The sequence below is a fragment of the Agrobacterium sp. CG160-95 genome, from assembly GCF_053521725.1.
The window spans coordinates 725,129-744,371 of the sequence record NZ_JBNWDU010000002.1; the positions used below are offsets into that span (position 1 = coordinate 725,129).

Annotated in this window: 14 protein-coding genes; 8 read left to right on the plus strand and 6 right to left on the minus strand. The window is 59.4% G+C overall.

Features of this window, described 5'->3' with window-relative positions; all coding sequences use genetic code 11:
- Positions 1 to 2 precede the first annotated feature (2 nt).
- Genes ACQZ63_RS09935 through ACQZ63_RS09955 form a run of 5 tightly spaced genes read right to left on the minus strand, consistent with a single transcriptional unit; the run spans position 3 to position 5,021 of the window.
- Positions 3 to 788 carry an ABC transporter ATP-binding protein gene (locus ACQZ63_RS09935; protein WP_113555716.1) on the minus strand — a complete coding sequence of 262 codons (786 nt, stop codon included), beginning with the start codon at positions 786 to 788 and terminating at the stop codon, positions 3 to 5.
- Positions 785 to 1,588: an ATP-binding cassette domain-containing protein gene (locus ACQZ63_RS09940; protein ID WP_111789825.1), complete on the minus strand. Its 804-nt coding sequence runs from the start codon at positions 1,586 to 1,588 to the stop codon at positions 785 to 787. Before ACQZ63_RS09940 ends, ACQZ63_RS09935 begins: the two co-directional genes overlap by 4 nt.
- The gene (locus ACQZ63_RS09945) at positions 1,585 to 2,415 is read right to left on the minus strand and encodes an ABC transporter permease (protein WP_112153963.1); all 831 of its coding nucleotides are present in this window, start codon (positions 2,413 to 2,415) and stop codon (positions 1,585 to 1,587) included. The genes ACQZ63_RS09940 and ACQZ63_RS09945 overlap by 4 nt, the downstream gene beginning before the upstream one ends.
- Entirely contained in the window at positions 2,412 to 3,401 is a 990-nt protein-coding gene (locus ACQZ63_RS09950; protein ID WP_112153962.1) for an ABC transporter permease, read from the minus strand. Before ACQZ63_RS09950 ends, ACQZ63_RS09945 begins: the two co-directional genes overlap by 4 nt.
- A 9-nt stretch (positions 3,402 to 3,410) precedes the next feature.
- A complete protein-coding gene (locus tag ACQZ63_RS09955; RefSeq protein ID WP_113555717.1) occupies positions 3,411 to 5,021 on the minus strand; it encodes an ABC transporter substrate-binding protein in 1,611 nt (536 codons plus the stop codon).
- Positions 5,022 to 5,396: 375 nt separating this feature from the next.
- On the opposite strand from ACQZ63_RS09955, the gene ACQZ63_RS09960 reads away from it, so the two are divergent.
- Positions 5,397 to 8,105 (plus strand): DNA translocase FtsK, encoded by a 2,709-nt coding sequence (locus ACQZ63_RS09960; RefSeq protein WP_113555718.1) that lies wholly within the window; start codon positions 5,397 to 5,399, stop codon positions 8,103 to 8,105.
- A gap of 91 nt (positions 8,106 to 8,196) precedes the next feature.
- Complete coding sequence (locus ACQZ63_RS09965) at positions 8,197 to 9,273, plus strand: Ldh family oxidoreductase (protein WP_003510674.1); 1,077 nt, start codon at positions 8,197 to 8,199, stop codon at positions 9,271 to 9,273.
- Positions 9,274 to 9,318: 45 nt separating this feature from the next.
- Here ACQZ63_RS09965 and ACQZ63_RS09970 read toward each other — a convergent pair whose 3' ends face one another.
- Positions 9,319 to 11,313, minus strand: a complete 1,995-nt coding sequence (locus ACQZ63_RS09970) for a putative bifunctional diguanylate cyclase/phosphodiesterase (RefSeq protein ID WP_019564592.1) — start codon at positions 11,311 to 11,313, stop codon at positions 9,319 to 9,321.
- A 316-nt stretch (positions 11,314 to 11,629) separates the two neighbouring features.
- Here ACQZ63_RS09970 and ACQZ63_RS09975 point away from each other — a divergent pair, with 316 nt between their 5' ends.
- The 6 genes from ACQZ63_RS09975 to ACQZ63_RS10000 all read left to right on the plus strand — a co-directional run bounded on the left by ACQZ63_RS09975 (position 11,630) and on the right by ACQZ63_RS10000 (position 19,208).
- The gene (locus tag ACQZ63_RS09975) at positions 11,630 to 12,676 is read left to right on the plus strand and encodes a class I SAM-dependent methyltransferase (protein ID WP_113555720.1); all 1,047 of its coding nucleotides are present in this window, start codon (positions 11,630 to 11,632) and stop codon (positions 12,674 to 12,676) included.
- A 143-nt stretch (positions 12,677 to 12,819) separates the two neighbouring features.
- Positions 12,820 to 13,644, plus strand: a complete 825-nt coding sequence (locus ACQZ63_RS09980; protein ID WP_111802565.1) for a bifunctional allantoicase/(S)-ureidoglycine aminohydrolase — start codon at positions 12,820 to 12,822, stop codon at positions 13,642 to 13,644.
- Between the two features lie 174 nt (positions 13,645 to 13,818).
- A complete protein-coding gene (locus ACQZ63_RS09985; protein ID WP_003510668.1) occupies positions 13,819 to 15,324 on the plus strand; it encodes a sensor domain-containing diguanylate cyclase in 1,506 nt (501 codons plus the stop codon).
- Positions 15,325 to 15,587: 263 nt separating this feature from the next.
- Entirely contained in the window at positions 15,588 to 17,111 is a 1,524-nt protein-coding gene (locus ACQZ63_RS09990; protein ID WP_003510667.1) for a sugar ABC transporter ATP-binding protein, read from the plus strand.
- 51 nt (positions 17,112 to 17,162) lie between these two features.
- A complete protein-coding gene (locus ACQZ63_RS09995; RefSeq protein ID WP_112199101.1) occupies positions 17,163 to 18,164 on the plus strand; it encodes an ABC transporter permease in 1,002 nt (333 codons plus the stop codon).
- 90 nt (positions 18,165 to 18,254) lie between these two features.
- Positions 18,255 to 19,208, plus strand: a complete 954-nt coding sequence (locus ACQZ63_RS10000) for a substrate-binding domain-containing protein (RefSeq protein WP_003510665.1) — start codon at positions 18,255 to 18,257, stop codon at positions 19,206 to 19,208.
- The last annotated feature ends 35 nt before the right edge of the window (positions 19,209 to 19,243 follow it).

Here is a 19,243-nt window from a genome sequence, read left to right on the forward strand (position 1 = left end):
TCTTATCCTTGCGTGGTGATGGTCAGGCGCGGCGCAGCCTCGATCAGGGTTCTGGCGGTCGAGGATTGCGGCGTGGAAACGATGTTTGCTGTCCTGCCGATCTCGACGATCCGACCCGCCTCCATGATGGCGACGCGGTGGCAGACGGCGCGGATGACCGCGAGGTCGTGGGAAACGAAAACACAGGCGACGGCCGTCTCTCGCTGTATTTCGACCAGCAGTTCGAGAATTTGCCTGCGTACGGAGACATCGAGCGCTGAAACGGCCTCGTCCAGAATGAGAAGGGGTGGTCTGAGTGCGATGGCTCTGGCAATTGCGACGCGCTGCCGCTGGCCGCCGGAAAGCTCGAACACCGAGCGGCCGGCATAGCTGGCGGGCAGCCCGACTCGCTCGAGAAGGCGGCGGATTTCCGCCGGGCGTTCGCGTTGTTCGACGATGCGATGAATACGCAGCGGTTCGCCTATGGCATCCTCGACGCTGGCGCGCGGGTTGAACGCGCCATGCGTATCCTGAAACACCATCTGCATATGCCGCCGCGCCGCGCGCAGTTCGCCGCCATCAAGCGCCAGCCAGTCGCGATTTTCGAAACGGACCGTGCCTTCGTCGGCCGGGATCAGCCGCATCAGGATGCGTGCCAGTGTCGATTTTCCGCAGCCGGAGGGGCCGGCAAGCCCAAGCGTCTCGCCGGGCTGAAGCGAAAAGGATATATCGGACAGTGCTTCCACCGTGCGTGCGCCTGTCCGGTAGGTTTTCGAGAGGTTCTCTACGCTCAGAAGGGCTTCGTTCATGATGCGGCCTCATTGATCAGAGGCGGTGTCGAAAGGTCGAGATAGTCGGAGAGCAGTGCGCGCGTATAGTCGTGCGCAGGCGCGGATAACACCCGCCTGATGGTGCCGTGCTCCACCAGCCGTCCGGCATGCAGAACGGCGATCTCGTCGGCAAGGCCGGAAGCAAGACCAATATCATGGGTGATGAAGACCAGCGTTCTTTCTTCTTCACGCACCAGCCCATCCAGCAGTGCGGCAATGGCGGCCTGGCTTACCGTGTCGAGCGCGCTTGTCGCCTCGTCGGCGATCAGGATTGCGGGGTGCGCGGCAATGGCGGCTGCAATCGCCACACGCTGTCTTTGCCCGCCGGAAAGCTGGTGCGGATAGGCGCCGAGGAGATGGGTGGGATGCGGCAACCGCACCCGTTCCAGAAGATCGCGGGCAAGATCTCGTGCCTGCTTCCATGAAAGGCCCAGATGCCGGACAGCGCCTTCCGCCACCTGTTCACCGATGGTGAGAACCGGGTTCAGCGTCGCACCGGTATCCTGAAAAATATAGCCGATATCGCGACCCGGCTGCGGCCTGTCTGTGAAAAGACCGCTGTCGCGGCGCCAGGAAATATCGCCGGAAACCCGTGCGCTCACAGGCAGGAGCCCGGCAATCGCCTTGGCGAGCGTCGATTTGCCCGAACCGCTTTCGCCGATGATCGCCAGCCTTTGTCCCTGCCGGATCGTCAGCGAAATATCCTGCAGCGCCGGTCCGTCGCCGGCCGCATAGCGGACGCTGAGATCGTCGATCCTGCAGAGTGCATTGCCGCTCATGGCGTTTCTTTCCTCGTCGCCATCGCTTTGTTGATTCCCTCCGCGAGAAGATAGACGCCGAGAACCGTGACCAGAAGACCGATGCCGGGGATGACGGAGAGAAACGCCGCCGAGCGCAGGACGTTGCGTCCTTCCGCGATCATCGAACCCCAGGTGACGATATTCGGATCGCCGAGGCCGAGGAAGGACAATGCCGCCTCGGTTAGGATAGCGGCGGCGACTATGATGGCGGCGAGCGCCAGAACCGGCGGCAGCGCATTGGGAAGTATTTGCCGAAACGCGATCTCCAGCGGATACATGCCGATGGCGCGGGCGGACTGCACGTAATCCCGCTCGCGGATACTCAACACCTGCGCCCGCATCAGCCGCGCTGGATCCGCCCAGGCGCCAAGCGCAATCGCAAGGATGACGATGGGCATGGATGGGCCGATGGTGCTGACGAAGGCGAGCGCCAGAAGGAAATTCGGCACGATCTGGAAGGCGTCGGTAACACGCATCAGCGCCTCATCCACTAGGCCACCGGCAAATCCGGCAATTGTGCCGACGACGGTGCCGATCATGAGGGCGGCAGCGGCAGCGCCGATGCCGACGAGCAGGGATGCCTGCGCACCGTGGGCAAGTCCCGCCAGTACATCGCGGCCCAACCGGTCGGTGCCGAGGGGGAAGGCGGCGTCGGAGAAGGGCGCGATGAGCGGCTGACCGACGATCGACAGCGGGTCACCGGGAAACAGAAGGGGAGCGGCGAGCGCCGTCACAGCTAGCAGTGTCAGGATGATGGCACCTGCCACACCTTCGAAACTGCGCAGGAGCCGGAGGGTGAAACTCATGTCTGTTGCTCCCCGCTGCCGATGCGCGGATCGAACACGGCATAGAGAATATCAACGACGAGATTGATCAGGATAACGAAAACGGCGCTTGTCAGAATAATGCCCATCAAGAGCGGTGTGTCGCGGCCGCTGACGGCTTCCTGCGCAAGCCGGCCAAAACCGGGAATCGCAAAAACGCTCTCGATCACCACGCTGCCGCCGAGCATGGTAGCCGCTTGCAGGCCAAGAACGGTGACGAGGGGCAGTGCGGCGTTGCGTGCGACATGGCGCAACACGATCCGCCGTCTCGAAAGCCCCTTGGCCTTGGCGAAGAGCACGAAATCCAGCGGCCAGACCGCCGCCATGGCAGTACGCATGACGCGCAGGAAAAGCGCCAGATAGATCAGCCCGAGACTGGCGACCGGCAGGACAAGATGGCGGGCAATATCGAGCGCCCTTGCAAATCCCTGTTTTCCGGATGCGATGGTTTCGATGCCGGATGTTGGCAGCCACCTCAGTTGCACGGCAAAGATGATGGCGAGCACAAGGCCGAGCCAGAAGCCCGGCGTGGCGTAAAGCGCCAGCGACAGGGCCGAGAGTACCCGGTCGGTCAACCCGCCGGGACGGGCGCCCGCCAGGATGCCGAGCGCGGTGCCGGTGATGAAAGCAAGTGCGGTGGCACTGCCCATCAGGAGCAGCGTGTTCGGCAGCCGTTCGAGTATCAGCCCCAGCACCGGTCGGTCAAACGCAAGCGACCAGCCGAAATCAAGTCGCAGCACCGAGCTGGCGTAAAGCCAGAAACGGGCCAACACCGAACCGTTCAGACCATATTGCTCGCGCAGGGCATCCCGCAGTCCGGCGTCGCCGCCGCCGATGGAGACGAGATAGGCGTCAACCGCGTCACCGGATGCGTTTTCAAGCAGCACGAAGGTAAAGACCAGAACGATCAGCAGCACTGGAATGGCGCTGATCACCCTTCGCCGTAGCAATGTCGCCGCGCGCCTCACGGCGCTTCCTCAGGTGCCGACCACCGTATCCGCCCAGTTGGAAACGGCCCAGCGTGGATTGCTGGCGACGTGTTTGACAGTATCGCGCGCAACCGTGATGAAACCCCATTCGGCGACATTGATCAGCGGCAGATCGGCGGCGACCTGCTTCTGGAAATCCTTGTAGAGTACCGTGCGGGCTGCCGTGTCCACGGTTTCCGCCGCCTTGTCGATCAGTGCATCGAGCGCCTTGTTCTCATAGCCGCCCTGATTGGAGAAGCCGACGCCGGCAGGAATGCCGGAGCGAACGAGAATGGTGGTGGAGATCGCCGGATCGCCACGGAAGACCGGGGGCGCGATGGCGAGATCGAAGGCATGGTCGGTATAGACGGCCTTCTGGTGCGCGGCGGCATCATTGTTGACCAGCTCAGCATCGATGCCGATTTCCTGTAGCGCCTGGCGAAGATAGGAACCGAATTGCTTGGTTTCATTGAAGTAAGGCGCCGGCAGAAGCTTCAGTGAAAATCGCGTTCCGTTCGCTCCGCGTGCATAACCCGCCTCGTCCAGCAGGGCGTTCGCCTTGGCGACGTCGAAATCGTATGTCTCGACGTCTCCCGTGTAAAACTGGGGTGCATTTTTCGGTACGGGGCCGGTCGATGCTGTGGCGTAACCGAGGAAGACCTTGTCGATGACGAATTTCTTGTCGATGGCGTGGGCGATCGCCTTCCTGACCTTGAGGTCGGCCAGCTCCTTGCGGCGGTGGTTAATTTCCACGACGAGCTGATAGGTGAGGGCTTCGTAACCCTCCGGGATGACCTTGATGCCCGGCTCCTTCGCGATGCGGGCAAGATCGGCAAGCGGCACGGCGGAAAAGGCAGCGAGGTGGATTTCTTCGGCTTCAAGCGCAGAAGCGGCGCCCGCCCGGTCGGGCAGAACGCGATAGATGATCTCATCGAGTTGCGGCTGGTTCTTGCCCCAGTAATTGGGATTGCGAGTCAGGCGGTAATATTCGCCGGGCTTATATTCCGCAAAAACGAAAGGTCCGGTGCCGACTGGTTTCGTATTGGCCGGATTGGTGGCGATATCGTTGCCTTCATAAAGATGTTTCGGCACGACGCTGGTGACAACCGGCAAAGCGTTGCGGATGAGCTGGAAGGGTGTCGGCTTGGAGAAGCGGAAAATGGCCGTGTGGTCATCAGGCGTATCCACTTTTTCAAGATTGGCAAAGACCAGCCGCCCAAGGTTTTGCAGCGGCTTCCAAACAGAAAGTGCGGAAAAGGCCACATCTGCAGAGGTGAAGGGTTTGCCGTCATGCCAGGTCACTCCTTCGCGCAGCTTGAACGTGGCACTCAAACCGTCCTCCGATCCATGCCATTCCGTCGCAAGCCTTGGTTCCAGCCCGTCCCTGCCATTGAAGGAGGCTTCCGCCAGCGGCTCAACGATCTTGCTCGAGATATAGAACACGCCGTTGGAGGCAACGATGGCCGGGTTGAGGTTCTTCGGCTCCGAATCGGCCGCAACGATCAACCGCCCACCGGGCTTTGACTGCTGCGCGGCGGCAATGCCCGCAAGTCCGGTGGTTGCGGCAAGAAGGAGCGAGGTTTTGAGAAGCGAGCGGCGGGACAGGTGGACAGGCGACATGAGGTTCACTCCGGAATGAGGGCGGGCGGGCCTTTCCGCTGGGCCGCGGCCTGCTCGATCTTAAGACTGCAACCGCAGCAGTGTCCACGTTAATTCACGGGCTTTACAGCAATGATTTTACGTTGCGCGACCGCTTGCGGAAACAATATGCTTCAAGGCGCCACTCCCCTTTTCTTAAGCCGCGCCCGTTGCCGTAAAACGGCGATGAAAAACTGATTTAACGCAATAAATATAGAGGCTTGGAGTGCCGATTCCTTGCTGGTGTATGTCACGTCTCACCTGTGGCTAAAGCGAAATTCTGCCTGCGTGACCCGGTTTGGAAAGGGGTAATTAACCTTTATTTTCTATTTCAGGGAGACCGAAATATGTACGTTTATGATGAGTGTGCACGCTGCCATGAGCTTCTCCCGATCCAGATTCCAGAATTCGTCCAATAGCGTAGGGGAGGGGAGCGATAAGGCTCGTCATGCCGGCGGCAAGGCCGTTGCCGGTCAGGACCAGGCCGCGGCAATGAAGGCGGGTGTTGTGCCCCGGCCGAATGCCGATGTCAGTGCTGCCGACGCCATCGAAGGCCGCGCTGAAATGCCGGGCTGGCAGAATGCTTTCGTGCTTGGCCCCAATGTGCGTTTCACCCGCACGCCGGAAAGCGCCTTTAGCCGGCGCATGCCGGTTGAGACGCCGCATCTTGCGGAAGAGGAGGCACCCGCCGACATCCTGTCTGAAACTGCCGAGCCTGAGATGGTCGTGCAGCCGGAGGCTACTGTACAGGAGCCTGCACTTGCGACGGTGGTAAAGTCGCCGGAGCCGCGCATTCAACCGCCACGCATGCCGTTTCTGCCGCAGCCGCCGGATGCGCGGGGCGCAAGGGCGCTGACCTACAAATTGCGACTGGAGCTTGCGCGCAAACAGGCGGAAGAAGCCGCTGCAGCAGCGCTGATGCCGCCTCAGCCGGTTGATGCAGCCGCCGTCTTCGAAGCGCCGGTACCGGGAACCGATTCACCTGTTCAGCCGCTGCCCGCCGCGTCGGTCGCATCTGCCGAACAGGTTGCAACGCCGCAGGCATCCATTCCCGCCTTTGCCGCCCATCTGCCGGATGAGCTTTTCTGGGAAGTGATGACGCTCGATCTGCCGGATGACGCCGGCGAAGGCCTTCCCGCATCTGCGCGCACCGTTCTCGCAAACCCGTTGCTGACAGCGCCTGCGATTGCCCCGACGCTGGCATCCGCATCTCCGGCCGCTCCGGCAATCCGGCTTTCGGCCGTACCGCCGGTCATCAGGATTCCGGGTGGTTCAGCGATCAGGCTTTACCGCGAAATCGGCGTGCATCATCCTGCAATTCCAGTCCCAACTCAGGTCGTTGAACCAGAGATCGTTCCGCAGCCGGTCGTGGAGACGGTCGCAGTTGCTGAGCCGCAGAGACCTGTTGAGCAGGTTCAGCTGGCGGAAAGAGTCCTTGCCGAGCCGCGTTTCACGCCCCGCGCGCCCATCCAGGCCTCGCAGCCGATGTTCCGGGAAGCGCCGGTCTTTGCAGACGGCGAATATGAATACCCCTCCATCGATCTTCTGCAGCAGGCCCGCGTCCAGCAGACCACGACCATGACGCCAGAGGCGCTCGAGCAAAGCGCCGGCCTGCTGGAAAGCGTGCTGGAGGATTTCGGCATCAAGGGCGAGATCATCGATGTGCGCCCCGGCCCAGTTGTGACGCTTTACGAATTCGAGCCCGCCCCCGGCGTGAAGTCCTCGCGCGTTATCGGCCTGTCGGACGATATCGCCCGCTCGATGTCGGCACTCTCGGCGCGTGTCGCCGTCGTGCCCGGCCGCAATGTCATCGGTATCGAGCTTCCCAATCCGGTGCGCGAGACGGTCTATCTGCGCGAGCTTATCGAAGCGACCGATTACAGCGAGACCCGCCAGAAGCTGGCCCTTTGCCTTGGCAAGACCATTGGCGGCGAACCTGTCATCGCCGAACTGGCGAAGATGCCGCATCTGCTCGTTGCCGGTACCACCGGTTCGGGCAAGTCGGTCGCCATCAACACCATGATCCTGTCGCTGCTCTACCGGTTGAAGCCGGAGGAATGCCGGCTGATCATGGTCGATCCCAAGATGCTTGAGCTTTCGGTCTATGACGGCATTCCGCATCTTCTGACCCCTGTCGTCACCGATCCGAAGAAGGCGGTCATGGCACTGAAATGGGCCGTACGCGAAATGGAAGACCGCTATCGCAAGATGTCGCGTCTCGGTGTGCGCAATATCGACGGTTACAACGCAAGGGCCGCTGCCGCCCGCGCCAAAGGGGAGACGGTGTTCTGCAACGTGCAGACCGGCTTCGACCGCGCAACCGGCGAAGCTGTCTACGAGCAGGAGGAAATGGACCTCACCGCCATGCCCTATATCGTCGTCATCGTAGACGAGATGGCCGACCTGATGATGGTCGCAGGCAAGGAGATCGAAGGCGCGATCCAGCGCTTGGCGCAGATGGCGCGCGCTGCCGGTATCCATCTCATCATGGCCACCCAACGCCCCTCGGTCGATGTCATCACTGGCACGATCAAGGCCAACTTCCCCACCCGCATTTCCTTCCAGGTGACCTCGAAGATCGACAGCCGCACCATCCTTGGCGAACAGGGTGCCGAACATCTGCTCGGCCAGGGCGACATGCTGCACATGATGGGTGGCGGCCGCATCTCCCGTGTCCACGGTCCGTTCGTGTCGGACGAGGAAGTGGAAAAAGTCGTGGCGCATCTGAAGACCCAAGGTCGGCCTGAATATCTCGGCACCGTTACGGAAGACGCCGACGAGGCTGACGACGAGGCGGAAGAGGAAACGGCGGTCTTCGACAAGACATCGATGGGCGACGACGATAGCGACGATCTCTATGAAAAGGCCGTTAAGGTGGTGATGCGCGACAAGAAATGCTCCACCTCCTATATCCAGCGCCGCCTGTCGATCGGATACAATCGTGCCGCCTCCCTGGTCGAGCGTATGGAGCAGGAAGGCATTGTCGGTCCCGCCAACCATGTCGGCAAGCGCGCCATCATCGCCGGTGAGCGCGACACCTACGAGGCGATTGGCGGCGACGACTGATTGATCCATTCGGGGCGCGATATTCGATTGCAAAAACGCGCCCCGTGACTAGCTTGTGCGGCATGGATTCTGGAATCGGGAGGTTCCCCTGATGTCGCACAGCAATGAAAATGTCACCGTCCTCGCAAGGCTGGATGAACTGGAGCGGTTTTGCCGTTCCGTTTTCCTGGCTGTCGGCACCGATGATGAAACCGCCGATGCGGCGACCCGCGCCATGATGCATGGCACACGGCTGGGCGTAGACAGCCACGGCGTTCGGCTTCTTGCTCACTACATCGCAGGACTTGAAGGCGGGCGTCTCAATCCGCGGCCGCAGATCAGCCGCGTGTCCGGTTTCGGCGCGGTGGAGACGATCGATGCCGACCATGCCCATGGCGCCCGCGCTACCTATGCGGCCATGGACAGCGCCATGGCGCTTGCTGGGAAATTCGGCATCGGCGCCGTTGCGATCAGGAATTCCTCGCATTTCGGCCCGGCCGGCGCTTACGTGCTGGAGGCGGCGCGGCAGGGGTATATCGGCATTGCCTTTTGCAACTCCGACAGTTTCGTGCGCCTGCATGACGGCGCGATGCGTTTCCACGGCACCAACCCCATTGCAGTCGGCGTGCCGGCAGCCGATGACATGCCCTGGCTTCTGGACATGGCCACCAGCGCCGTGCCCTATAACCGAGTTCTGCTTTACCGCAGCCTGGAACAGCAATTGCCGGAAGGAGTTGCGTCTGATGGCGACGGTATCGACACGCAGAACCCCAATGCCGTTGAAATGCTGGCTCCGCTGGGCGGTGCCTTCGGTTTCAAGGGAGCGGCGCTTGCGGGAATGGTGGAAATCTTTAGCGCCGTTCTCAGCGGCATGAAGCTCAGTTTCGATATCGCCCCAATGTCGGGGCCAGATTTTTCCAAGCCGCGCGGGCTTGGGGCCTTCGTCCTAGCGTTGAAGCCCGAAGCCTTCCTTGAGCGCGAAGTGTTCGACGAAGGCATGAAACGCTATCTCGAGGTACTGCGGGGATCGCCAGCGCGGGAGGACTGCAAGGTCATGGCGCCGGGCGATCGGGAATGGGCGGTAGCGGCAAAGCGGGAGAGGGAAGGCGCGCCTGTCGATCCCGTCACGCGTGCTGCGTTTTCGGAACTTGCGGCAAAATTCTCGATCATTCCGCCAGCATATCACTAAGACGGGGCCTGTCGGTGACGGCGGCTTGCCACCGCCATCGCATCATCAGGCGGGGCGCTGTAGCATTTTGGGCTGCGGGTAGGGGGTAGTCGCCACGTTCAGCCTTTCGGCGACGACCGGGCGTCCGATATAATAACCCTGCGCATAATCGATCTCTAGCTGGCGCACGAGCCTCAGCTGCTCTTCCGTCTCCACGCCTTCGATCAGGATCTTGTGGCCGCGATTGCGGATGAGACGGATCATGTCCTGCAACATCGCCCGGCCGCGGGGTGTCTTGCTGTCATGCAGGAAGGAGCGGTCAATCTTTACGGTATCGAAATCCGTCATCCGCAGCCAGGAAAGGCCCGCAAATCCGGTTCCGAAATCATCCAGCCATATATTGATGCCGAGCGTCTTCAGATCGTTCAGACAGCGTAATACATCCGAATGCATCTCCATATCCAGACCCTCGGTGATCTCGAAGGCCAGCCTGCCGCCGCCAATCCCCGCCTCAACGAGGATCGCTGCGACCGAAGTGGCAAAACCAGGATTCTTCAGCTGCATCGGCGATACGTTGACGCTGACCACCGATACCTTGTCATCGGCGAGTATCTGCCGGCAGGCGGTCTTTATGGTCCAGAGACCGAGCTCCATTATCGTGCCGGTGCGTTCGGCAATCGGGATAAAGGTGCCGGGCGAAACGGAGCCACCGTCGAGCAGGCGAAGCCGCATCAACGCTTCGGCTCCTGCCGTCTCGTTGGTCGATATGTTGAGGATCGGCTGATAGACGAGAGAAACGAGGTTTTCCGCGACAGCGATTTTCAGAAGTGCGGCGATATTTTCGGTTTCGTCGCTGGTCTGCGGATCGTCCGGATCGAACAGCTTCATGCAATTGCGGCCATTGGCCTTGGCGATATAAAGCGCCCGGTCGGCCTCGTTGATGATCTTTTCGAGCTTGCCATCCGGATTGGGACGGGTGAAAGACGCGCCAATGCTGACGGTGACGATGAAGGTTCCGTCCCGGCGCTGATCGTGCGAAAGCGACAGGTCTTCGACGGTGTGGCGGATGGTTTCGGCAAGCTCACCCACCTGCTGTCTGGACTTGAACGGAGCGAGTACGATGAACTCCTCACCGCCATAACGGCCGATGGAGGCGCCATGGTCGATGATCGCGTCCTGCAGGGCGTTGCCCACTGTCACGAGGCACTTGTCGCCTTCCTGGTGGCCGTAGCGATCATTGTATTTCTTGAAGAAATCCACGTCGATCAGAAAGACGGCGAAACCTTCCCCCTTCTTGCTCCAATTGTCCCACAACAGGCGCAGATGCTGGTCGATGGCGCGGCGGTTCTGCAGGCCTGTCAGGGAATCGGTATTTGAAAGCCGCAACAGCGCCTGCCCGCGCTCGTCCGCCGCTTTCTGCTGGGCCTTGGCTTCCAGTGCGTTGAGAAAGACGTGGTAGCGTTCCCGGTTCAGGTTCCAGTTCACGTAAGAGGTGAAGACGAAGCAGGAGATATAGAAGGTGCCGAAAGCGAGCTTGTAGAACGCATCTTCGGGAAACTGCGTCGCCGCCAGAAAGTAGGTGACGAGAATGATGCCCGATGACACGAGCGAAAGATGGAAGCGGAAGGTGAAAAACAGATTGGCGCCCATCATGAAAATCGCCCCGAAAACCATGTAATAGGACATGTTTTCGAGATTGTCGGTCAAGAGCGAGGGCACAAGCCAGCCAATATAGCCCATGACGAGCGCAGTGGCGCAGGTGAGGTCAAGTGCTGCGGTGCTCGCGCCCATGCGCAATTGAATTTCGAGCGTCAGCAGGGACGTCAGGACGACGATAACTCTTGCGATTATGGTGTAAAAGGCGACGTCGGGCACCAGAATGATGTCGGTAATGGCAAATAGCAGATAGATGAAAACAGCCGTCCACAGGCCCCGCCTGATCGAACCCCGGCGGCTACGCTCACCTTCCTGCTGGTAAAGGGCAAGAAGTTCATCAGAAAACCGGGCGTCCGGCCGCCGATATTCTTGCTGTCCACTCACCTCGCCTAACGTGTGCTTCATGCACTTTCCCATAGTGTTGCGTATACTTTATCAAGTAACTGCTTATTCGACCTTTGCGTGTACTTTCACGCTAAGCGCGATTTCCTGCCGATTTCTCTCCATGCGGGCGGAAACATGAAAAGCAAGAGCGCATCATACGCTCGCAACATTAAGTTTCACTAAATCGCGTATCCGCTTTCTCCTCCGGTCCACGAGTGTGACCAAAAAAATACGCTAATAAACTAATGTATCCCTACACTGCTCAAAAATCGAAAGCGAGTGGCCTTCCGTCTGCCAGAAACGTATAGTTAACAATGTGTTAATACTGGAGGCTGAAGTGAGGCAGGTAAAGAAAAGAAATCTGGACGGGGCAAGTCTGATCACTCCTGATACTGTCGCAAAAGAGATTTTTGCACGGAAAACGGAAGCGTTCGATGAGCATTTCGCAGTTGCGAAAGCAGAGATCGCGATCATTCTCGAATTGGCACAACAGCAGTTCGAAAATGGTGTTTCAGCACATGAGATAATACATCGAACGGCAGGCGCACTGCATGGCCTGCGCGAAAAGCTCCACTCAAGCGTGTGGGCTGAACTGATTCCCCTGGTGCAGAATCACTCCGTGTCGGACTATTTTCTGGAAGATCCCTTCACGCGCTGGTCGTTCGAAAAGCCGCGGGGCTATTCGGGCGATGCGCAGCTTCTCGACTTCATCTACGGTCACGACAGCGTTGCCGATAAGGTGAAGAACGCAACGCCGCTTGGCGCGGCTCTCTACAATTATACGAAGGACGCCAGTTCCTCGGTCGCTGTCCGCGAGCGGCGGGATTTGCTGACCCGGTTTGTTGACGAGACTGCGGCCCGGCATGGAAGCGAAACGGAAATCCTCACCATTGCATCGGGACATCTGCGCGAGGCGGATGCATCCGTGGCCTTGACAGAGGGCAAGATCCGGCGCTGGGTGGCGCTCGATCAAGATCCCCTGAGTGTCGGTTCCGTTGCCCGCGATTTCAACGGCAGCTGCATCGAGGCGATTGACGGTTCGGTGCGTGACATCGTCCTGCGTTCGCATGAGCTCGGCAAATTCGATCTGGTATATGCCGCCGGTCTTTACGATTACCTGAACGACAAGGTGGCGATCAAGCTCACGCGGCGCTGCATGGAGATGCTGAAGCCCGGCGGAATGTTCCTCTTCGCCAACTTCTCCGAAGACATTGTGGTCGATGGCTACATGGAGACCTTCATGAACTGGGCGCTGCTGTTGCGTTCGAAGGCGGATATGTGGCGGATCGTCAACGCCAGCGCCGATCCCGCAAGTATCGAGGCGGAGGTATTTTTCGGCGAAAACCACAATATCGTCTATGCCACGATGCGCAAAAAGGCCTGAGCCCAACCTCATTTCGCATGTCCGCGCGAAATAGGCCGCCCGCATTTTACCATGCGGGCGGCAAGGCTTGTGCACGCCAATAATTATTTGATTAAACGTCGCTACAGGCCTAAGAATTCGCGCGAAATGCGTTGCAGAATGGAATGGCTGAAATGAAGAAATATTATTCGGATATGGGCGGTCTGCCGGGGCAGACGGAACTGCTGTCGAGCAAGGCTGTTTTCAAGACTGCCTATGCGGTCATCCCCAAAACCGTCATGTCCGATATCGTGACGAGCGTGCTCCCCCACTGGACAGGGACCCGGGCCTGGATCATCGCCCGGCCGATGACCGGTTTTTCCGAGACTTTTGCGCAATATATCGTTGAAGTGCAGCCCGGCGGCGGCAGCGAGCGGCCGGAGCCGGACGCAAGGGCGCAAGCGGCGATCTTTGTCGTTGATGGTGAAATGACCGTGGAGTTTGAGGGCGTGCAGCATGCATTGCGGACCGGCTCCTTCGCCTTCCTGCCCGCCGGCTCGCGCTGGCAGCTGCGCAATTCCGGCACGGCACCGGTCAAGTTCCACTGGGTCCGCAAGGCGTTTCAGGCGGTGGACGGGCTGGAGCTGCCGCCGGCTATCTTCACGCATGAAGATGAACACGCTCTGTCGGCGATGCCCGATACGAACGGCAAATGGGCGACTACCCGGTTTATCGATCCCGACGACGTGCGTTACGACATGCACCTCAACATCGTCAGCCTGGAGCCGGGCGCTACCATTCCTTTCATGGAAACCCATGTCATGGAGCACGGTCTTTACGTGCTGGAAGGCAAGGCGGTTTACCGGCTGAACGAGGATTGGGTGGAAGTGCAGGCGGGTGATTTCATGTGGCTGCGCGCTTTTTGCCCGCAGGCTTGCTATGCAGGCGGGCCGGGCCGTTTCCGCTACCTGCTCTACAAGGATGTGAACCGCCACGTGAAGCTCTGGTAACGGGCGGAATCTTGGCGAAACCGAGATTTATCGCGCAATCCGTTGGCTTGCGCGATAAAGGCTTGCGTTGGATCGAATATCCCTAATAAATCCAGATATGCGGTCAGTCATCGCTGTCTCGCACGATTTCGGCATTCGGCATCCGCCCTTATTATCCTGAAGAAGACTGCCCGTATGATTGAAACGATCGATACCAATATCTTCAATCTTGCCCCTGTGGCGATGTGGATCGAGGATTTCAGCGAGGTGAAAAGCCAGTTCGACATCTGGCGGGCGCAGGGCGTCGAGGATATCCGGGCGTTTTTGCTGGAAGATCTGTCGCGGGTGGCGGCGTGCTCGCAAAAAATCCGCGTCGTTCAGGTTAATGCCAAGACACTTGAACTGTTCGAAGCGCGGGACAAGGCGCATCTGATCGATAATCTGCACCGGATTTTCCGCGATGACATGCTTGAAAGCCATGTGAACGAGCTTTCCGAGCTTTGGGCTGGAAAAACAGAATTCATCAGCAACGCCGTCAATTACTCGATTGGCGGAAAGCGGCTGGATATCCAGCTGCGCGGTGCGGTCATACCCGGCTACGAACAGACACTCGGGCGGTTGCTGCTGACCACAGAGGATGTGACGGAACGTGAGGAGGCTCGCCGCAAGGAGCTTTTCAACCGCCGTTATGCTGAAGGCATGTTCCAACATTCGCCCGTTTCCCTGTGGGTGGAGGATTTCAGCCGGGTTCGGCGTCTGATCGAGGAGGTCAGGGAACGCGGCATCATCGACTTCCGGGTGTTCATGGATGTGCATCCCGAATTCGTGCGCCAATGCATGAGCGAAATCCGCGTGATCGACGTCAACCGGGCAACACTTGACCTGTTTTGTGCGCCGGACCGCCAGGTTCTGTTGCAGCGGCTTGGCGATATTTTCCGGGGTGAAATGGAAAAGCCCTTCCGCGAACAGCTGATGGAGCTGTGGAACGGCAATCTTAACCATCATCGCGAAGTGGTGAACTACGCGCTGGATGGTTCAGAGCGGCACGTGCTGCTGCATTTCTCCGTTTTTCCGGGCCACGAACGCGACTGGTCACTGGTGCAGGTGGCGCTGACTGATATTACGGCGCGGAAAAAGGCGGAAGCCTATCTCGAATATCTCGGCAAGCACGATGTGCTGACCAAGCTGCACAATCGCGCCTTCTATTCGGACGAAATGAACAGGCTGGAACGCAGCACGATCCGGCCCGTTTCGGCCATCGTCATCGATCTCAATGGCCTCAAGGACGCCAATGACAAGCTCGGGCACGACGCAGGCGACGCGCTGTTGCGGCGCCTTGGCGAAGTCCTGAACGGTGTCGTTACTGCGCCGAACCATGCTGCGCGCATTGGCGGTGATGAATTCGCGATCCTTTTGCCCGGCGCAGACAAGCAGATCGCCGCGGCGATGGTGGATACCATTTACGAACTGCTGAAGATCAACAACCAGTTCTACTCCAATGCGCCGCTTAGTCTTTCGCTGGGCGTGGCAACCAGCGAGGCCGGAGAGACAATGGAATCGCTGGTGCGCCGTGCAGACATGCATATGTACGAGCAGAAAAACGCCTATTACGCCGCGATGCGCAACAGGTCTGCCGACAACAGCGATACAACGAAGGCCTCCCCGCAACCGGAAGCCAGCTCCCTGAAGCGCCTTCTCTAGCCACAGGCATCCCGTGTGTGCCTTGCCTCACTGAGGATTTCCAACGCTCTGTGGGACCATGGCCGCCTATTTTTTAGCCTTTAGGCACCATCGTCCTGGTCAAATTTGAGTGTATTCTAAAAGACCAGCGAAATTTGCTTTACGTACCTCAAAACGGACGTTAGCTTCTTCCCAAGAGCTTTGGGAGGAGTTCGTGCATGATGATTTCAAGTAAAATCGAGGGGCAAGATCCGTTCATTCGCACCGGGTACCGGTGACGACACATGGCTTTTGCTGAGGAATCTCCAGATCAGGTCCTTATACGGACTGTCGGGTTGTCCAAGTCTTTCGGTCCCGTCCAGGTTCTGAAGGATATAGAGATTGCCGTGCGCGCCGGTGAAGTTCACGCCATCATTGGCGAGAACGGCGCTGGTAAATCGACGTTGATGAAACTGCTTGCGGGCAATGAGAAGCCTTCGAGTGGGGAAATCAGGATCGATGGCGAGGCAGTTACGCTGAGCGGACCTGTCGACGCCGAACATCGCGGCATCGTTCTCGTGCATCAGGAAATATTGCTGGCCCCGGATCTGACGGTGGCTCAGAACATCTATCTGGGCCGCGAATTATGCAAAGGCCCGATGATGGACGACCGCGCCATGCGTGCCGGCGCCCTGAGGGCTATCGCCGATCTCGGCGGTACGATCGATCCCGATGCCGTCGTCGGCAGCCTGTCGATTGCCCAGCGCCAGCTGGTGCAGATAGCCCGCGTTCTGCTCGTGCCGCATCGCGTCGTCATTTTCGACGAGCCGACCGCAAGCCTCACGCCCATTGAAACCGATGCGCTGTTGAACGTTATCAGGGACATAAGGGCAAAGGGCGTGGCCGTGCTCTATATTTCGCACCGCCTGCCGGAGGTGAAGGAGATTGCCGACCGTGTGACCGTTCTGCGCGATGGCAGGTTGGTCGGCTCCCACCCGATATCGGCGCTTGAGCCCGCCGATATGGCGCGGTTGATGGTGGGACGCGATGTCGCCAAGCTCTATCCGGACAGGAACGCCGGCGGCGAGCACGAGCCTGTCTTGCAGGTGGAGCATTTCACCGTTCCCGGCTATGCGCAGGATGCCGGTTTCAGCCTGCGAAAGGGCGAAATCCTCGGTTTTGCTGGTCTCGTCGGCGCGGGCAGAACGGAGCTTATGGAGGGCGTGCTTGGCCTGCGTCCAGGGCGGGGGACGATCCGCCATCTCGGAAAGCCTGTGCATTTTGCAAAGGCGGAAGACAGTCTGAAGGCCGGTATCGTTTATCTGAGCGAGGATCGGAAGGGCAAGGGATTGCTGCTGACGAAGGACTTGCGGGTCAATCTCACACTCGCCTCGCTGAGGAAATTCAGCCGCCTGTTCCAGATCGATATCCGTCGAGAGAAGGCAGCGCTCGATGATGCGGTGCGTGATTTCGATATTCGCACGGGAAGTAAGGACTTGCTCGCGGGCCAGCTGTCCGGCGGTAACCAGCAAAAGCTGCTGCTCGCCAAGATGATGCTGCTCGATCCATCGATCGTCATCATCGACGAGCCAACACGCGGCATCGATATCGGCACCAAGGAACAGATCTACCGTTTCATAGCAAAGCTTGCAGACGAGGGCAGGTCGATCATCGTCGTGTCTTCGGAGATGCCGGAACTGATCGGCATCTGCGACCGCGTCCTTGTAATGCGCTCCGGCAGGATCGTCGGCGAGGTGACGGGGGAACGCATGACCGAAAACGATATCGTGGCACTCGCGACTGGCGTGCACACGCAGGAATTCGCTTGAGGGCTGATGTCCCGGCAGATTGGCCTGAAGAAAAGACAATTGAGGGGAAATATGACTGAGGCCGCACTTGATAACGGCAAAACGCCGAAGACCTCGAAAGACTGGGACCTGCGCGCCGTTGCGCCCTTTGTGGCGCTGGCTTTGCTGCTGGTTCTCGGCGCCGTCGCCAATCCGAATTTCATCGGCATCGACAATCTGCTGAACGTGGTTACCCGCAGCGCCTTCATCGCCATCATTGCGCTCGGCGCCACATATGTCATCACATCCGGCGGACTTGATCTCTCCGTCGGCGCGATGGTGGCTTTCGTTGCCAGCCTGATGATCCTGTTCATGAACAGTGGCGTTATTGCCAATCCGCTGGTGATGCTACTGGCCGCCATGGCGCTGGCTATCGCCATCGGCGCCGCTTGCGGGCTTGCAAACGGCCTCATCACCACCATCGGCCGCATCGAGCCCTTCATCGCCACGCTCGGCACCATGGGCATTTATCGTGGGCTGACCACCTGGCTGTCGCAGGGTGGCGCGATCACGCTGCGCAACCCGGAAATCCAGACGCTTTATCGCCCGGTCTATTTCGGCAATGTGATCGGTGTGCCGGTGCCGGTCATCGTCATCTTCGTCACTGCCGCCATCGCCGCTTTCGTGCTTTACCGTACCCGTTACGGCAGGCATCTGACGGCGGTAGGTTCCAGCGAGGATGTGGCGCGTTACTCCGGTATCTCGGTCGCTCGAGTCCGCACGATTGCCTACGTGGTTCAGGGGCTTTGCGTCGCCGTTGCCGTCCTGCTTTACGTGCCGCGTCTTGCCTCCACTTCGGCCACTACAGGCATGTTGTGGGAGTTGCAGGCCATCACCGCCGTCGTCGTCGGCGGCACGGCGCTACGGGGTGGTGTGGGCCGCATCTGGGGTACGATTTGCGGCGCCTTCATTCTGGAAATCGTGGGCAACATCATGATCCTGTCGAACTTCGTCAGCGAATATCTGATCGGTGCCATTCAGGGCGCGATCATCATCATCGCCATGCTGGTGCAGCGTTCGCTCAGCCGCAGATAGCCGGACGATCGATGAGACATCTGGCCGCGCAATCTGGGGCATGCGCGGTTTAAACAGGAGGAACGCCCCGGTCTTGGGAGGAAATAGACTATGCGTAGAAAATTCATCGGCGTGGCATTTGTCGCGCTGGCTGCCGTTCTTGCGGGTTCTGCCCATGCGCAGGAGAAGAAGGTAACGATCGGGGTATCCATTCCGGCGGCCGACCACGGCTGGACGGCGGGCGTCGTTTACCATGCCGAACGGGTGGCAAAGCTTCTGATGAAGGAGCATCCGGGTCTGAACGTCATCGTCAAGACCTCGCCGGATGCCGCCAACCAGGCAAACGCGCTTCAGGATCTTGCCGTGCAGGGGCTGGACGCATTGGTCGTGCTGCCGTCTGATCCCGATCCGCTCGTCAACGCCATCAAGGAGATCAAGGACAAGGGCACCTTTGTCGCGCTCGTCGACCGCGCGCCGAGCGTCAACGACAATTCGATCCGCGATCTCTACGTTGCGGGTAACAATCCGGCACTCGGACAAGTGGCAGGCGAATACATCAAGAAAACCACGCCTGATGCGGAAGTGGTGGTCATTCGCGGTCTGCCGATTCCGATCGACCAGCAGCGCCAGGATGGTTTCGACAAGGGTATTGCCGGCTCCAGCGTCAAGGTTCTCGACCGCCAGTACGGCAACTGGAACCGCGACGACGCCTTCCGCGTGATGCAGGACTACCTGACCAAATACAAGAAGATCGACGTGGTCTGGTGTCAGGACGACGACATGGCGGTTGGCGTGCTGGAGGCAATCCAGCAGGCGAAACGCACCGATATCAAGTATATCGTTGCTGGCGCCGGTTCCAAGGACATGATCAAGCGCGTAATGGACGGCGACAAGCTAATTCCGGTCGACGTGCTCTATCCGCCGGCGATGGTGGCGACCGCCATGCAGCTTACGGCAGGTCATTTTTACGATCAGGTGCCTGTTGCTGGCGAGTATATTCTCGACGCTACGCTCATCACCAAGGACAATGCCAAGCAGTTCTACTTCCCGGATTCGCCGTTCTGATAAGCCGTTTCCGGCTAAGCAACGCCCGCTGAAAG

Coding starts and splice junctions, on each gene's coding strand:
- ACQZ63_RS09935 (WP_113555716.1), bottom strand. CDS start 788: ATGAACGAAGCCCTTCTGAGCGTAGAGAACCTCTCGAAAACCTACCGG.
- ACQZ63_RS09940 (WP_111789825.1), bottom strand. CDS start 1,588: ATGAGCGGCAATGCACTCTGCAGGATCGACGATCTCAGCGTCCGCTAT.
- ACQZ63_RS09945 (WP_112153963.1), bottom strand. CDS start 2,415: ATGAGTTTCACCCTCCGGCTCCTGCGCAGTTTCGAAGGTGTGGCAGGT.
- ACQZ63_RS09955 (WP_113555717.1), bottom strand. CDS start 5,021: ATGTCGCCTGTCCACCTGTCCCGCCGCTCGCTTCTCAAAACCTCGCTC.
- ACQZ63_RS09960 (WP_113555718.1), top strand. CDS start 5,397: ATGATGAGTGTGCACGCTGCCATGAGCTTCTCCCGATCCAGATTCCAG.
- ACQZ63_RS09965 (WP_003510674.1), top strand. CDS start 8,197: ATGTCGCACAGCAATGAAAATGTCACCGTCCTCGCAAGGCTGGATGAA.
- ACQZ63_RS09970 (WP_019564592.1), bottom strand. CDS start 11,313: ATGAAGCACACGTTAGGCGAGGTGAGTGGACAGCAAGAATATCGGCGG.
- ACQZ63_RS09980 (WP_111802565.1), top strand. CDS start 12,820: ATGGCTGAAATGAAGAAATATTATTCGGATATGGGCGGTCTGCCGGGG.
- ACQZ63_RS09985 (WP_003510668.1), top strand. CDS start 13,819: ATGATTGAAACGATCGATACCAATATCTTCAATCTTGCCCCTGTGGCG.
- ACQZ63_RS09990 (WP_003510667.1), top strand. CDS start 15,588: ATGGCTTTTGCTGAGGAATCTCCAGATCAGGTCCTTATACGGACTGTC.
- ACQZ63_RS09995 (WP_112199101.1), top strand. CDS start 17,163: ATGACTGAGGCCGCACTTGATAACGGCAAAACGCCGAAGACCTCGAAA.
- ACQZ63_RS10000 (WP_003510665.1), top strand. CDS start 18,255: ATGCGTAGAAAATTCATCGGCGTGGCATTTGTCGCGCTGGCTGCCGTT.